We start from the raw sequence: 14,569 nt of genomic DNA on the forward strand, positions 1-14,569 counted from the left end.
ATTAATATTGTAAAGTAACAGAAATGAGGTACCTATGAAAATATTGCTCAAACAAGCCATTGTGTATCCTATTACATCCCCCAAGTTTCAAGGTGATGTACTCGTTATAGGAGAACGAATTGCTGAGGTCAAACCTTCTATTCAGCCTACTCAAGATATGACCGTTATAGATGCGCGAGCTCTTCATCTCTTACCTGGATTTATTGACGTCCATACTCACCTTGGTCTCTATGATGAAGGCACTGGTTGGGCTGGAAATGACGCTAACGAAACCTCTGAAGTTTCAACACCACATATCCGTTCTTTAGACGGAATCCATCCTTTTGATATCGCATTTCAAGACGCTGTACAAAACGGGATCACAACTGTTCACGTTATGCCTGGGAGTCAAAATATTATCGGCGGTACTACTTGTGTAATAAAAACTGCTGGAACTTGTATTGATCACATGATTATTCAAGAACCTGCTGGTTTAAAGATTGCCTTTGGAGAAAACCCTAAAAAGGTTCATAGTAATGGAACGAAAGAGTCCATTACACGCATGGGCATTATGGGGTTACTTCGGGAATCATTCTATGAAGCACAGCACTACGGGCATGAAGCTGATTTTCGAATGCTCCCTATTTTAAAAGCATTACGCCGCGAAATACCGGTACGTATCCACGCTCACCGTGCTGACGATATTAGTTCTGCTTTACGCTTTGCAACAGAATTCAATCTTGATTTACGTATTGAGCATTGTACAGAAGGACACTTTATTGTTGAAGAGCTTTCAAAACACAATTTAAAAGTTTCAGTTGGTCCCACTCTTACACGCCGGTCTAAAATCGAACTAAAAAACAAAACATGGGATACTTACCATATATTATCTAAAAATGGAGTAGAAGTTTCTATAACAACTGATCACCCTTATACACCAATTCAATATTTAAATGTTTGTGCTGCTGTCGCAGTAAGGGAAGGATTAGACGAGAAAACTGCATTGGAAGGAATCACTATATTTCCAGCGAGAAATTTGCGTTTAGAGGATAGAATTGGAAGCATTGAGGTTGGAAAAGACGCTGATCTCGTGTTATGGACACATCATCCTTTCCATTATTTAGCCAAGCCTGTACTAACTATGATTGACGGAAAAATAATTTACAAAAAAAATAAAAAAAACTAGTTTATTTTTTTGACTAGATAAAGTATTATACGATTATAAACTGAATGAAACCATAATCAATTTGTGTCGTGATTATCATTTTCAAATTGATGAATGGGGAAGGCAAATGGTGCGCCACCAGCGTTATAAACTGGTTCTAGTGGGTTCGATTCCCACCCCGAAATTTTTTAAAGATTGATATAAAAATTTCGAGGGTGGGGTGCTTTTTCGTCATGCTACCCTCGTGTGAGGAGGAGTTAGTGTGTTGAAAAAACGCGACTTACACGACAGCCACGTTCTATACGAGTTAATGGTGGATCCAGCTGTCTTCCCTTTTGTGCGTCAAAAGGCTTATTCTTATGAGGAATATTTATTTTTAACGAAACAAACCATTGAAGCCGAAGAGCGTGGAGAGTTAATTTCACGCACAATTTTAGATGAATGGGGTAACCCTATCGGAACAATTACTTTATTTGATGTGCAAGAAAAAGCTGGATTCCTTGGAACATGGCTTGGAAAACCATACCATGGAAAAGGCTATAATAAATTGGCGAAAGATTCATTTTTTAGCGAACTTTTCTATGAGTTAGATATTGAAACCATCTTTATGCGTATTCGCAAAATAAATATTCGTTCTATTAAAGCTGCCGAAAAACTACAATATGTGAATCTAGCAAATGAAACGAGAAAAGCCGTTTATGATGAAATTAACGTAAATGAAGAAGTATATAATCTATATGAAATTCCAAAAGATCAATATACACTTGCAACAATGCGTGATACAACATTCCAAGACGCCCACCACTTAAAAGAAGCGTAATCTAAATTTTTAGAAATAATAATTAATCATTAACCATTTGGCATATATGTATATCACCCCATGTCTTTGGAAACGATAGATAGTGACTTTAGGACACGAGGTGATTTGTAATGGATAAAAAGAAACGTGACAAAGCGAAAAATACATTATCTAGTACACAAGAAGTTCTATACCAACGAGAATTTCGAAAAGCAGATCGTGCAGCGGGATATCGCTCAAAAAGTATTTAAAGTGAAAATGAATAATTAGAAGTTTTTCCCCCCTAATTATTCATTTTCATTACATAATTTTCCCGACTGACAGAAATAACCTAAAAGAGTTCCCTTATACATAAGGGAACTCTTTTGTTGTGGACAACTTTATCCACAACATCGATATAATTGTGAATTTTTTTCTAAAAACTTTGATATTTTTATATATTTTCGCACATATCAACTACTGAAATTGTGGATATTTTTCTAAAAATTGTGGACAATGTGGATATAGTTGTTAATATTCCGACTTTACCGTCTAATGAAAGCGCATCTCTTTGTGGATAAAGTGAAGGCTTTTATGGGAAGCTATCTCCCACCTAACTTCCTCGCATTCGCCCAATTTCGAGATGGGAGTCTTACTTCCCTCAAATAGCCGGATAAAGGAATCTTTACAATAAAAGGAACCCTCTTTAAACATATAAAAGAGGGTTACATATTAAGTAAATGATTCTGCAAGAGCAGGTGATTTCATAGGTATATGATTCGGCTCTGCATGATTTTCTTCCAAAATTGTATCCACGATATGACATGCCGGTTCAGGACGATAAATATTTTTCATTGCTTCTTTCATTTGGAGAAGCTTCATATCATCTTGTAATAACGCCTCTGTTTTTGCAAAAACCTCACTGTCATCACGGATTACAACTGCAGCTCCTTTTTTTTCAAAATACAACGCATTTTCATTTTCTTGTCCTGGGACAGGCTTATATAAAATGACAGGTACTTGTAATGCTGCTGCTTCGCTTAATGTAATACCACCTGGCTTCGTAATCATACAAGAAGTAACACGGAATAACTCATCAATGTTTTCAACATAACCAAATACTTTTAAAGCATCCGAATTTTGTTCCTGTAATCCTAATAAATCCTGTTTTAAAGCTTCATTTTTTCCGCAAACGACAACTACTTGTAAATTAGGTACGGTCATAAATGACTGGCATAGTTCTTTTACACTTCCTAGTACCCCATGAGCACCTGCTACAATTAGTAAAATCTTTTTATTCTTACATAACTGATACTTATTATATATAATGTCTTGATTTATCTTTAGCTCAAAACTATTGCGAATTGGAATTCCAGTTTCAACAATTTGTTCCGCAGGTACACCAATATCAACCATCACCTTTTTCACGTGATCAGTTGCTACAAAATAACGATCTACTTCACGATGAATCCATATTTTATGCACGCAAAAATCCGTCAACACATTATAAACAGGGATTGAAATACCTGTTTGCTTTTTCAACTCAGGTACAGCTATGATTGGAAAGGTATTAATAACGATATCCGGTTTCTCCACTTGTAAAAGTGATTTCAAACGTTTCCTTCCAAAATTTGCGTACCAAGATGCTATTTTTTTATCATAAATTTTTTCTACCCCGTAATAAAACAAACGATATAATTCTTTTCCTATTGTATAACTTTTTAAATATAAATATTTTGTAATGTCAGTTATAAATGGATGTGATTCTCCAAACAAGTCGCATACAATTACATTTTCAATTCCTTTTTGGCGAAATGTTTGTTCTAATGTTTTCGCTACTTGCACATGACCATTACCGTAATGTGCAGTTAAAATTAAAACCTTGGGGTTTTTTATCAAACAAATCCACTCCTAGCTTTTTGTTTCTCCATATTGCATATACGACAATAGGAAAAACATTTTCCTTAAACATTACATACTTGGATTCCAATATTCCCCTGTTAGCTATGTACCTGTCGTGGATATGCAAAGCATATAAGATTGACCCCTTAATCCTATCCGTGCTCATATCTTTACATTATACTTTCCTATAAGAGCTTTCGCAATAACTTACAAATGTTCTCTATTCCATGATACTCACTCTTTTACTTCTTAATTCTTTTTACTATTTTGATTTCCCTTTACAATTATGTAAATTTCTCCACTTATTCCTTACAAAAATATGGATATTCTATTTTCAGTATACTCTTTTCTATATATATACTCTAGGCTTTATTGTAAAGAAAGCAAAAAGTCTAATCCAATATTTGGATTAGACTGCTTTTAAAATATGTCTCGCTTGTTCTACATTTTTTTCCGTAGGTGGTTCTACATTTGCGAGTGGATATTTATGCCCAAGCGCCTCCCATTTATATACACCAAGCTTATGATATGGTAGCACTTCAACTTTCTGAACATTAGACAGACTTTGAATAAAGATAGATAATTTTTGCAGATCCTCTTCATTATCAGTCACACCTGGAACTAATACATGTCGTACCCAAATCGGTTTATTCTTATCCGATAAATAACGAGCAAATTGTAAAATATGTTCATTTGGTTTCCCTGTTAATTTACGATGTTTCTTTGAATCAATATGTTTCAAATCCAATAAAACTAAATCTGTATAATCCATTAATTTATCCAACTTTTGCTGGAATTCTGGCTCTTCAGAATAACAACCTCCAGAAGAATCAATTGTTGTATGAATTCCAACTTCCTTACATTTCTTAAATAATTCAATTAAGAAATCTAACTGTAATAATGGTTCTCCACCACTAACTGTTATACCGCCTCCAGAAGCTTCAATAAATGGAAGGTAACATGTCACATCCTGCATTACTTCTTCAACTGTTATTTCTTTTCCTTTACCGATCTCCCACGTATCAGCATTATGGCAATATTGACAACGTAATAAACACCCTTGTGTAAATATGACATAACGAATCCCTGGGCCATCAACAGTACCACAAGACTCTACAGAATGTATTCTTCCTTTTACCATGTTACTTCCTCCTTTATTGAAACAGCCTCCCTCCACTACATATTAAAAGCGGAGGGACACTTTTTTCACTTACATGCTTTCATGCATTGTACGGTTAATTACATCAATTTGTTGTTCACGAGTTAATTTAATAAAGTTAACAGCGTAACCAGATACACGAATTGTTAATTGTGGATATTTTTCAGGGTGCTCCATTGCATCCATTAATGTTTCACGATTAAATACGTTAATATTTAAGTGATGTCCTTCTTTTATTGCATAACCATCAAGCATAGATACTAAGTTGCGTACTTGTACATCATCTTCTTTACCAAGTGCTTTTGGAATAATAGAGAATGTATTGGAAATACCATCTTGTGCATCTTCATATGGTAATTTAGCTACAGATAATAGTGATGCTAATGCACCTTTTGTATCACGACCATGCATTGGGTTTGCGCCCGGTGCAAATGGTTCTCCAGTACGACGGCCATCTGGAGTATTACCAGTTTTCTTACCGTATACGACGTTAGATGTAATTGTTAAGATTGACATTGTATGAACAGAATTTCTGTATGTTTTATGCTTACGAAGTTTATTCATAAATGTTTTCACAAGATTTACTGCGATTTCATCTACACGATCATCGTTGTTACCGTATTTAGGGAAATCACCTTCAATTTCAAAGTCAACTGCAATACCATTTTCATCACGAATTGGTTTTACTTTTCCGTATTTAATTGCACTTAATGAGTCTGCTACTACAGACAATCCTGCGATACCTGTCGCCATTGTACGAAGAACATTTGTATCATGAAGCGCCATTTCAATACGCTCGTAGCTATATTTATCGTGCATATAGTGGATAACGTTTAATGTATTTAAATATAGACCTGCTAACCATTCCATTGTCATATCAAACTTATGCATAACTTCTTCATAATCTAATACTTCAGAAGTAATTGGTGCGTACTCAGGACCAACTTGAGCTTTAGATTTTTCATCTTTACCGCCGTTAATCGCATATAGTAATGCTTTCGCTAAGTTTGCACGTGCGCCGAAGAACTGCATTTGTTTACCGATTCTCATTGCAGATACACAACAAGCAATACCGTAGTCATCACCGTAGTCAGCACGCATAATGTCATCATTTTCATATTGAATTGCTGATGTTTTAATAGACATTTTTGCACAGTAGTTTTTAAAGTTCTCTGGTAATTGTTTAGACCAAAGAACTGTTAAGTTTGGTTCTGGAGCTGGTCCTAAATTATCTAATGTATGCAAGAAACGGAATGAGTTCTTTGTTACTAATGGACGACCATCTAAAGCCATACCACCGATAGATTCAGTTACCCAAGTTGGGTCACCAGAGAATAATTCATTATAATCAGGTGTTCTTGCGAATTTCACAAGACGTAATTTCATAATGAAGTGATCCACGATTTCTTGTACTTCTTCTTCTGTTAAAGTACCATTTTCTAAATCTCTTTCAATGTAAATATCTAAGAATGTAGAAGTACGTCCAAGACTCATTGCAGCTCCGTTTTGCTCTTTAATCGCTGCAAGATATGCGAAGTATAACCATTGGAAAGCTTCTTGTGTATTTGTTGCTGGTTTAGAAATATCAAAACCATGAGAAGAAGCCATTTGTTTTAATTCTTGAAGTGCACGCATTTGCTCAGATAACTCTTCGCGTAAACGCATTGTCTCTTCGCTCATTACACCACCAGTTAAATTAAAATCAGCTTTTTTCGCTTCAATTAAATGATCTATACCATATAGCGCTACTCGGCGGTAATCACCGATAATACGTCCACGTCCATATGCATCTGGAAGACCAGTAATAACACCTGATTTACGAGCCGCTTTCATTTCTGGTGTATATGCATCAAATACACCTTGATTATGAGTTTTACGCCAGTCTCTGAAAATCTTACTAAGTTCTTTATCCATTTCGTATCCATAAGATTCACAAGCTTGTTCCGCCATACGAATACCACCATATGGTTGTAATGAACGTTTAAATGGCTTATCAGTTTGGAAACCGACTACTTTTTCAATATCTTTATTTAAATATCCTGGTTCATGTGATGTAATAGAAGAAACAATTTTTGTATCCATATCAAGAACGCCACCGTTTTCACGTTCTTTTGTTGTTAAATCCATTACTTGATCCCAAAGTGTTTTCGTTGCTTCAGTTGCTCCCGCTAAGAAAGATTCGTCCCCTTCGAAAACGTTTACATTATTTAAAATGAAATCGCGAACATCAATCTCTGCTTTCCATTTTTCACCTTTAAAGTTTTCCCATGCGTTTTTTACATTTTCTAATATTTGAGTCATCCTAATCTCCTCCATTTTTGATTAGTACAGGAATAAGATTTTTTATATAACAGCTTACACACTTAGAATACTACTTTTTTGCGAAAGTGAACGAAATAGTTGTGACATGTTTGTGAAAAGTTGAGCAAACTACTGTATGCATAGTGTTAACTTCACTCAAAAGTCTTTATAATTAACCCTTTCTTTAATTGTATTTTTTTGGTACCCTTATATACGAGTCCTATTTTGTAATATAAGAACAATACCCATTGTAGAGCTGTAATACTCTTATCTCCTAATCTGTTATAGTTTTTATAACGGAACAAAAAAGTGTACATATGTTGTACACTTTTTTTGTTACCTATAAAACATCTCTTTTTCTATTTCCATCATAGAATCCACCCCGACTGCCCTTTAATGCAATTAATTGCTCTAATCCTTCGATATGATCACCAATAATTCGAAGTACAGCTGGAGGATGTCCTATTTTTGCAAAATGTTCACTGGGACGAATACGGTTCATTTTATCGACCTCAACACGACTGACACATGCAATTTCGAATCCTGAAAGAACAGCTTTCACTTGCGCTACACAAGGTGACAGTAAAGATCTATATCCTATTGCTTTCAAACACGTCCTACTAAATGCATTAGGTACGGCAATAAGAGAGCCTACTCCTAAATCTTTTCTATCACAAGCTAAATTTAACGCATATTTAAATGCAGTTACGAGATGAAGTGGTACTCTTAAATCTAAATAATGATTTAGATCATTTAATGCGACATCTTGCCCATCTGCAATAGCTTTTGCAAAAGGATATAGCTCACTAGCTGGAATAACAAAATCACCGTCTATAAATAACACAATTTCTCCTTTTGCAAAATAAGTTGCAAGCGAACGCCCCACATCGTTTCCGAGTGCTTCTTTATATATAATTGTTGTTGCTCCTTTTTCTTTTGCAATTGTTGCCGTTTTATCTGACGAACCATTTACAACAACGATGATTTCAAAAGGTTCAATTTTACGAAGCTCCTCTATAACGTTTCCAATTGTTTTCTCTTCATCTTGTACAGGAATAATTACCGATAATTGCTTTCCTTTATACAAATTAGATGTAACGCCCCATCCTTGATAAAAATCTTCAAAATTTAAAGTATGATAGACACTCTCTCTTTTCCGATTTCCATCATAATATCCTCCACGCTCATCGCTGCCTATTATCCGCTCCGCTACAGCTTCTATATGGTCACCTATCATTCGTTTTTCAGCTTGTGCAAGATCCGTGCCATATGCTGCATGCTCGAGTGGCCGAAATTTATTCGGCGTAATAACGTCAATTGCACAATGACGACTAATTTTCCATTTACTTTGTGCTAAGCGTAAATGAGCTACAATAGGATTAACAAAACATTCATATCCAATACTTTGAACGACTTCTTTCGTCAACGCATGAGGTACAGATAATAAAGAATCAATTTTTAATTCTTCGCGCTCTAACATTGCATTTAATATTTGGCGCCATACTGTAACGGAATGTGGTTTTTGTTTTTTTAAAAATAATGCATCCAAATTATTTAAAACGATGTCAGCCTGATCATGTAAAATCGGATTAAGAAATAATTGCAATTTTGAAGTTTGAATAGCGAAATCTCCATCTATAAACAGTAATACATCACCTATCGCATGTTTTGCACCAACTGCGCGGCCAACGTCGTTACCAAGTGACTCTTTATTCTGAATTACTCTACATCCTAAACTCTCGGCAACCCCTTCTGTACCATCATTACAACCATTAGCTACTACAATAATCTCTACTGGATTGAATGGCTTTACCGATTGAATCACGTCTGAAATCGTATCCACTTCATTACATACGGGAATAATAACCGATAATGACTTAGCCATTGTTTTCTTCACGAAACCATTTAATAGTTTCTTTCAATCCTTGTTCCCACGTTATTGTCGCTTGAAATTGAACAAGTTCTCTTAATTTTGTTACGTCTGGTCTTCTATTTGGAATTTCCTCAAAACCATGTGGATATACTTTTTCAAAAGGAACTTGTACAATTTTTGAAGAAGAATTTGTTAGTTTTTTGATTACTTCTGCTACTTCTTTAATATTTTTTTCATTCTCAGAACCTATATTAATAATCTCACCATTTACATTCTCATCCATTGCTCGAATCGTTGCCTCTACTGCATCACTTACGTACGTAAAGCAACGTGTCTGCTTTCCATCGCCATATACGAGAATGTCTTCACCTTGCAAAGCCGAACGGATAAATCGTGGGATTACCCCTGCATACGGACCATCTTTCGCTCTTGGACCATAAATATTAAAATAACGAACAATCGTTACCGGTAAACCTTCTAATGCGTATCCTAAACATAATGTCTCTTCTAACGTTTTACAAACTGCATAACTCCAGCGTATTTTAGAAGTTGCACCGTATAATCGATCTCCTTCTTCAGAGAAAGGTGGCTTGCCCTTACCATATACTTCTGAAGTAGACGCAAAGACTACTTTTTTCTTGCCTTTTAATGCTGCTTGTAAAATGTTTCTCGTTCCATCAAAATTTGTTTCAATGAGTTCTATACTTTTTTCCATTGTCGTTTTAACACCTAATATTGCTGCCAAATGGAATACTACATCGTGTTGATTTACTAATTCATCGATTGCCTTTTTGTCTAAAACACTGATTGGAATAACTGGAATCTCTTTCATTAACTCATTATGATATTTATTTTTCCCTTTATAGAAGTTATCCACAATTGTGACTCCATAACCTCTTTTCACCAATTCTTCAGCTAGATGTGATCCAATAAATCCTGCTCCACCTGTAATTAAACATTTCTTACTCATGCACTCACCTTCTTTATAATTCCACGTGTATCGATTACTCGCTTTATTCTTTTAAAAAGCTCCCAATCGATATTAGAGTGATCAGTTAAAATTAATATACAATCTGCTTGTTTAACCTTTTGTTCATCCAAGGAAACAGATTGATACACCCTATCTCCAATTTCCGCAGAAGAAATATATGGATCATGGTATTCTATCTCGTATCCTTCTTTTATTAGTAATTGAATAATTGGCAATGCTGGTGATTCTCTCAAATCATTTACATCTTTCTTATACGCAATCCCTACAATTAAAACCGTTGCGGGTGATTGCACCATGCCTTTTACCTTTCCGACTATTTTCTCTGGCATTTCTTCATTAATTACATGTGCCGCCTCAATTAATTGACTAATAGCCCCATTTTTCTTTATTCTCCATTGAAAATATAAAGGATCTACAGGAATACAATGTCCTCCTATTCCTGGTCCTGGCCAATACGGAGTAAATCCAAACGGTTTTGTAGATGCAGCTTCAAGCGCCTCATAAAAATTAATATTCAAACTTTCACATAGCATATTTAACTCATTTACTAACGAAATGTTAACTAAGCGCTGAATATTTTCAAATAGCTTACACATCTCCGCTACTTTTGGAGAACTAACAGGAACAACTACATCGAAGATAGTGCTATACAAATCCTGTACCTTTTGTTTACATTGTTCTGTTTGTCCACTAATAACCTTTGGAATCGATTGAACTGAATATTGACTATTTGCCGGATCAATTCTCTCCGGTGAATAACCAATATAATAATCCACTCCTACCTTTTTACCAGTTCGAGAAATAATAGGAATGATAACTTCCTCAAGTGTACCTGGATATGTGGAGCTTTCAAAAATGAAGGTTTGTCCTTTTTGAAGGTTTTGTTGTATATAATGCGAAGCTGAAATGAGAGCACTTAAATCCGGTTCTCTTTGCTCATTAATTGGAGTCGGGACAGTAACAATAACATAATCACTCTTTTGGAACTCAGTAACACCTTTATCTGGTGTATTTACTAGTAAGCTTTTTTTAGTTAATAAACTTTGTAACTCTTTAGAAGAAACATCTGGAATATAACTTTCTCCTTTTATAATCGATTCTATTTTCCTAGTATCTTTATCTAGTCCAAGTACTGTATGTCCTCTTTCTGCGAAATGGACCGCTAAAGGAAGACCAACATACCCTAATCCAATAATAGCTACTTTACTACTAGCATTCATCTGTATTCTTTTCTTCCTTTCTCAATTGTTGAATAATATCTCTATCCCGTTCTCCATCTGTAAAACTCCCGCGTTCGTCTGTATATTGTAATAGATAAGCAATCGCCTCAAGTTGATCACCGAAAATACGGTCAAATGCTGGAATACGTCCATTAACAAATCCATGTTGCTCTGGGCGTACTCGATTTGTTTTTATAACATCTACAAATTGTACTGCTGTAATAGAGAATCCCTCCAAAATAGCTTTCATTTGAGCTAATGGCGGGATAATGAGAGAGTCATATCCAATTTTATCTATTACCTTCTTATGCATAGCATGTGGCACTGCCGTTAGTGAGTTATTCCATAAATCTGGTCGTTTCGCTACTAAATTTACAAAGTATTTTCCCATACTAATTGGATCCGCGGGATGAAACATATCTAATAAACATTGCAAATCATTTAATGCCATATCACTCCCATCTTCAATAGCATGCAAAAAGGGAGTTAGTTTTTTTGCCGGAATAGCAAAATCACCATCAACAAATAAACAAATATCAGCTGTAGCATGCATGGCTCCTATCGCTCGCGCTACATTATGTCCAAGCGCCTCCCCGAATTCAACAACAATAACATTCTCTAGCTGTGCCTGTTTAATAGTCTCGATATCCGCTCCATTCGCAACAACAATAATTTCATCTACTCCTGCTTTTTTCACTTCTTGTATAACAGATTTTATAGTCATCTTTTCTTCTGACACTGGTATAATCGCACTATATTTCGCTTTTTCTTTCTTTAATACAACTGGTTTATATTTCCCTATAAACTCTCTATCTCTGTTTCCCTCCGAAAAACCACCGCGTTTACCATACATTTCAATTACATATTGCAAAGCACGTAAATGATCACCCATAATACGACTAGTCGCTTTCGGATAAGGAGAACCAGGTGATGTTCCCGTATGCACAGGACGAACCTTATTTGTATGAATTACATCGACCGAAGCCATATCGACAATATCTACTCCTCTAGACATCGCCATCGCTTGAAATAATGCTGGATCTGCTAAATTCCACCACCCAAGTTTCTCAATAACTTCCCTACTCATCGCATGTGGAATTGCGATTAAAGATCCAACAACAAGCTCCTTTTTATTCAAATAGCGATTCAACATGAATTTTCCAACTGTCGTATAATGTGGTCTCATCTTTAAATAAACCGACCATGTTAAATTATTCACAACAATTTGGTGCCCCTGCCGAATCCCTTTCACGAAACTTTGTAACTCTTTACTCTCAATAACGATGTCACCATCTAAAAACAAGACAATTTCACCTTTTGCTTCTCTTGCTCCAATTGCCCGTCCCACATCATTGCCAAGAGAATGTTTATAATAAATCACATGACAATGATGTTGTATTGCTATTTCTTTCGTCCCATCTGTCGATCCATTATCTACTACGATAATTTCATACGGCTTCAGCTTCTCCACTTCTACTAAAACTTGAGATAACGTACTTGCTTCATTATGCGCCGGAATAACAACTGATACTCTCATACTTGTATCACGCTTACCCTTCCAAGCGAACATAGGCAATAATAGGAGTACGCACAATTACATCTTCCGGTGGTCCATAGGAAGGAGAAGTACGAACACTTACTGCCCCGTCTGTCACAGATAAAAGAATGCCTGCAACAATTTCTACAGCTGTCACAACTTGCACTAACTCACCAACATGGTTACGCAGTTCATCAGTAAATAACATATATAACTCTCCTTTCTTACACTTCTTTAATTGATATAATACTTGTAAATGGTAATAAAACTTCAGTTCCTATTCCTTCTTGCAGTGTTAAGAAATCGTCGCCAACTGCTACAATAACACCTGTTAACTGCCCAACCGTCACAGTAATTTCGACGTTTTTACCTAAATATTGCTTTGCAATTTCTTTAAACGGTGATGTATTACATTCTTTTAAAATGTTACAAATAATCGATTGAAATTGACTTGATTTAATAAATTCTTCTGTAGCTTGCTTAGAATTTCTTTGAATAAATCTCGCAAAGTTTTGCGAAAATAAAAGTCGTTCCACAGCAGGCAGTAACTTGTCATCTAAAAAATAACCTAATTGTCTATTAAACAGTCGGGATAATTTATGCCAATATTTTCTGAACAGACACATACACTTCTCCTCCTATTTATTTTTAAAATATAAAAATACATTCATACATCTTAATGTATACAAAGCAGGCTTTTTATGTGATAGGTAAGACATACATTTTTCAAAGAAACAAGAATTTTTAACTAAATAAAAAAGATAGACGGTATCCCATCTATCTTTATAAGTATTTTAATTTTTAATTGTAACAATGGCAGCTGTACTGTAATAAACTGCTCGTGGTAATTCTGCCTGTTCACTGATAGAAGCTGTAACAAGAGAACCACCGCTTGCCGAAAAATACTTAACAGCTTCTAACGGAATACCATCTTCTTTCACATCAATATGCGTGCCATCTCGCCAGTCTATTTTCTGCATTGTTGCTGAAAGGTCCCCAGTCACTTTACCAAATTCTTTACCATCCACCCCTAAAAAGATCCATTCCCATTTTGTTAAACTTAGTACTCGTTTCAACTCCCCAATTTCCTTTCCATCCATATTCGAAAAAATATAGAAGTTGCGTACTCCCATATTCTTTTGAACACGCAACAATCTTTCTCCTGAGTGATTATATAAATAAAATTGTTGCTTATGTAGTCCCTTAAAAAGAAAAGAGAGTACAGCTTGCCATACACTTTGAATAACAAAATCATACTCTTCTTTTAAAAAACCTACTGTATTTCCTTCTAATCCAAAGTACGTTATTACTTGAAATATCCCTACCTCTTTACGAACAACAAATTTTTGTTGCTCAAGTAATTCAGAAGTCTCTATATTATAATTTTCCTGTTTAAGTATTTTTGATCTTCGTTTTTCTATAAAGCTATATATTAATAATCCAATTGCTGGTAGTAAAATACCTATTAATTGCAGATTGTCTTTCTCTGAAGTGAATAGCATCCCTTTTTTATATTCCATCACTAATCCAATTGCAACGATAATCCATACAATGACAGATACAAAAAAAATACGTTTCGCATTACGTGCGTGATGCTTATGTATACTCATATCCCGTCCCCTTTTCCATTTATCCCGCTATTTGCCGGGCAGTAAGACCCACAC

The 14,569-nt window shown here is 35.3% G+C and carries 13 protein-coding genes and 1 pseudogene; 3 read left to right on the plus strand and 11 right to left on the minus strand.

What is annotated here, in order from left to right; genetic code table 11:
- The first annotated feature begins 34 nt into the window (after window positions 1-34).
- The 3 genes from JDS95_RS23835 to JDS95_RS23845 all read left to right on the plus strand — a co-directional run bounded on the left by JDS95_RS23835 (window position 35) and on the right by JDS95_RS23845 (window position 2,194).
- Window positions 35-1,165, plus strand: a complete 1,131-nt coding sequence (locus JDS95_RS23835) for an amidohydrolase (protein WP_000698290.1) — start codon at window positions 35-37, stop codon at window positions 1,163-1,165.
- Between the two features lie 241 nt (window positions 1,166-1,406).
- Entirely contained in the window at window positions 1,407-1,964 is a 558-nt protein-coding gene (locus JDS95_RS23840; RefSeq protein ID WP_000914740.1) for a GNAT family N-acetyltransferase, read from the plus strand.
- Between the two features lie 110 nt (window positions 1,965-2,074).
- Complete coding sequence (locus JDS95_RS23845) at window positions 2,075-2,194, plus strand: YfhE family protein (RefSeq protein WP_000358484.1); 120 nt, start codon at window positions 2,075-2,077, stop codon at window positions 2,192-2,194.
- Between the two features lie 460 nt (window positions 2,195-2,654).
- Here the strand turns inward: JDS95_RS23845 and JDS95_RS23850 are convergent, their stop codons facing one another.
- From JDS95_RS23850 to JDS95_RS23895, 11 genes and pseudogenes are all read right to left on the minus strand, one after another.
- A complete protein-coding gene (locus tag JDS95_RS23850) occupies window positions 2,655-3,821 on the minus strand; it encodes a diglucosyl diacylglycerol synthase (RefSeq protein WP_199690818.1) in 1,167 nt (388 codons plus the stop codon).
- Between the two features lie 412 nt (window positions 3,822-4,233).
- A complete protein-coding gene (pflA, locus tag JDS95_RS23855) occupies window positions 4,234-4,965 on the minus strand; it encodes a pyruvate formate-lyase-activating protein (RefSeq protein WP_085451194.1) in 732 nt (243 codons plus the stop codon).
- Window positions 4,966-5,034: 69 nt separating this feature from the next.
- Complete coding sequence (gene pflB / locus JDS95_RS23860; protein WP_000192129.1) at window positions 5,035-7,284, minus strand: formate C-acetyltransferase; 2,250 nt, start codon at window positions 7,282-7,284, stop codon at window positions 5,035-5,037.
- Between the two features lie 152 nt (window positions 7,285-7,436).
- Window positions 7,437-7,656: pseudogene (locus tag JDS95_RS31225) on the minus strand (hypothetical protein).
- Window positions 7,625-9,169: a glycosyltransferase family 2 protein gene (locus JDS95_RS23865; protein WP_001130015.1), complete on the minus strand. Its 1,545-nt coding sequence runs from the start codon at window positions 9,167-9,169 to the stop codon at window positions 7,625-7,627. The pseudogene JDS95_RS31225 and the gene JDS95_RS23865 overlap by 32 nt, the downstream one beginning before the upstream one ends.
- On the minus strand, window positions 9,162-10,127 hold the full coding sequence (locus tag JDS95_RS23870; protein WP_000037047.1) for an NAD-dependent epimerase/dehydratase family protein: 966 nt from the start codon (window positions 10,125-10,127) through the stop codon (window positions 9,162-9,164). The genes JDS95_RS23865 and JDS95_RS23870 overlap by 8 nt, the downstream gene beginning before the upstream one ends.
- Window positions 10,124-11,368, minus strand: coding sequence for a nucleotide sugar dehydrogenase (locus JDS95_RS23875; protein WP_000994259.1), 1,245 nt, complete (start codon window positions 11,366-11,368; stop codon window positions 10,124-10,126). Before JDS95_RS23875 ends, JDS95_RS23870 begins: the two co-directional genes overlap by 4 nt.
- A complete protein-coding gene (locus tag JDS95_RS23880) occupies window positions 11,358-12,905 on the minus strand; it encodes a glycosyltransferase family 2 protein (RefSeq protein WP_002042585.1) in 1,548 nt (515 codons plus the stop codon). Before JDS95_RS23880 ends, JDS95_RS23875 begins: the two co-directional genes overlap by 11 nt.
- A gap of 13 nt (window positions 12,906-12,918) precedes the next feature.
- Complete coding sequence (locus tag JDS95_RS23885) at window positions 12,919-13,113, minus strand: hypothetical protein (RefSeq protein ID WP_000899471.1); 195 nt, start codon at window positions 13,111-13,113, stop codon at window positions 12,919-12,921.
- 16 nt (window positions 13,114-13,129) lie between these two features.
- A complete protein-coding gene (locus JDS95_RS23890; protein WP_000335538.1) occupies window positions 13,130-13,531 on the minus strand; it encodes an LSm family protein in 402 nt (133 codons plus the stop codon).
- Window positions 13,532-13,699: 168 nt separating this feature from the next.
- Window positions 13,700-14,515 carry a hypothetical protein gene (locus tag JDS95_RS23895; protein ID WP_000022133.1) on the minus strand — a complete coding sequence of 272 codons (816 nt, stop codon included), beginning with the start codon at window positions 14,513-14,515 and terminating at the stop codon, window positions 13,700-13,702.
- Window positions 14,516-14,569 lie beyond the last annotated feature (54 nt).

Origin of the sequence: Bacillus cereus group sp. N24 (assembly GCF_016483345.1) — a bacterium.
GTDB classification, from domain to species: Bacteria; Bacillota; Bacilli; order Bacillales; family Bacillaceae_G; genus Bacillus_A; species Bacillus_A toyonensis.

Coding starts and splice junctions, on each gene's coding strand:
- JDS95_RS23845 (WP_000358484.1), top strand. CDS start 2,075: ATGGATAAAAAGAAACGTGACAAAGCGAAAAATACATTATCTAGTACA.
- pflA (WP_085451194.1), bottom strand. CDS start 4,965: ATGGTAAAAGGAAGAATACATTCTGTAGAGTCTTGTGGTACTGTTGAT.
- JDS95_RS23875 (WP_000994259.1), bottom strand. CDS start 11,368: ATGAATGCTAGTAGTAAAGTAGCTATTATTGGATTAGGGTATGTTGGT.
- JDS95_RS23870 (WP_000037047.1), bottom strand. CDS start 10,127: ATGAGTAAGAAATGTTTAATTACAGGTGGAGCAGGATTTATTGGATCA.
- JDS95_RS23890 (WP_000335538.1), bottom strand. CDS start 13,531: ATGTGTCTGTTCAGAAAATATTGGCATAAATTATCCCGACTGTTTAAT.
- JDS95_RS23880 (WP_002042585.1), bottom strand. CDS start 12,905: ATGAGAGTATCAGTTGTTATTCCGGCGCATAATGAAGCAAGTACGTTA.
- JDS95_RS23835 (WP_000698290.1), top strand. CDS start 35: ATGAAAATATTGCTCAAACAAGCCATTGTGTATCCTATTACATCCCCC.
- pflB (WP_000192129.1), bottom strand. CDS start 7,284: ATGACTCAAATATTAGAAAATGTAAAAAACGCATGGGAAAACTTTAAA.
- JDS95_RS23865 (WP_001130015.1), bottom strand. CDS start 9,169: ATGGCTAAGTCATTATCGGTTATTATTCCCGTATGTAATGAAGTGGAT.
- JDS95_RS23895 (WP_000022133.1), bottom strand. CDS start 14,515: ATGAGTATACATAAGCATCACGCACGTAATGCGAAACGTATTTTTTTT.
- JDS95_RS23885 (WP_000899471.1), bottom strand. CDS start 13,113: ATGTTATTTACTGATGAACTGCGTAACCATGTTGGTGAGTTAGTGCAA.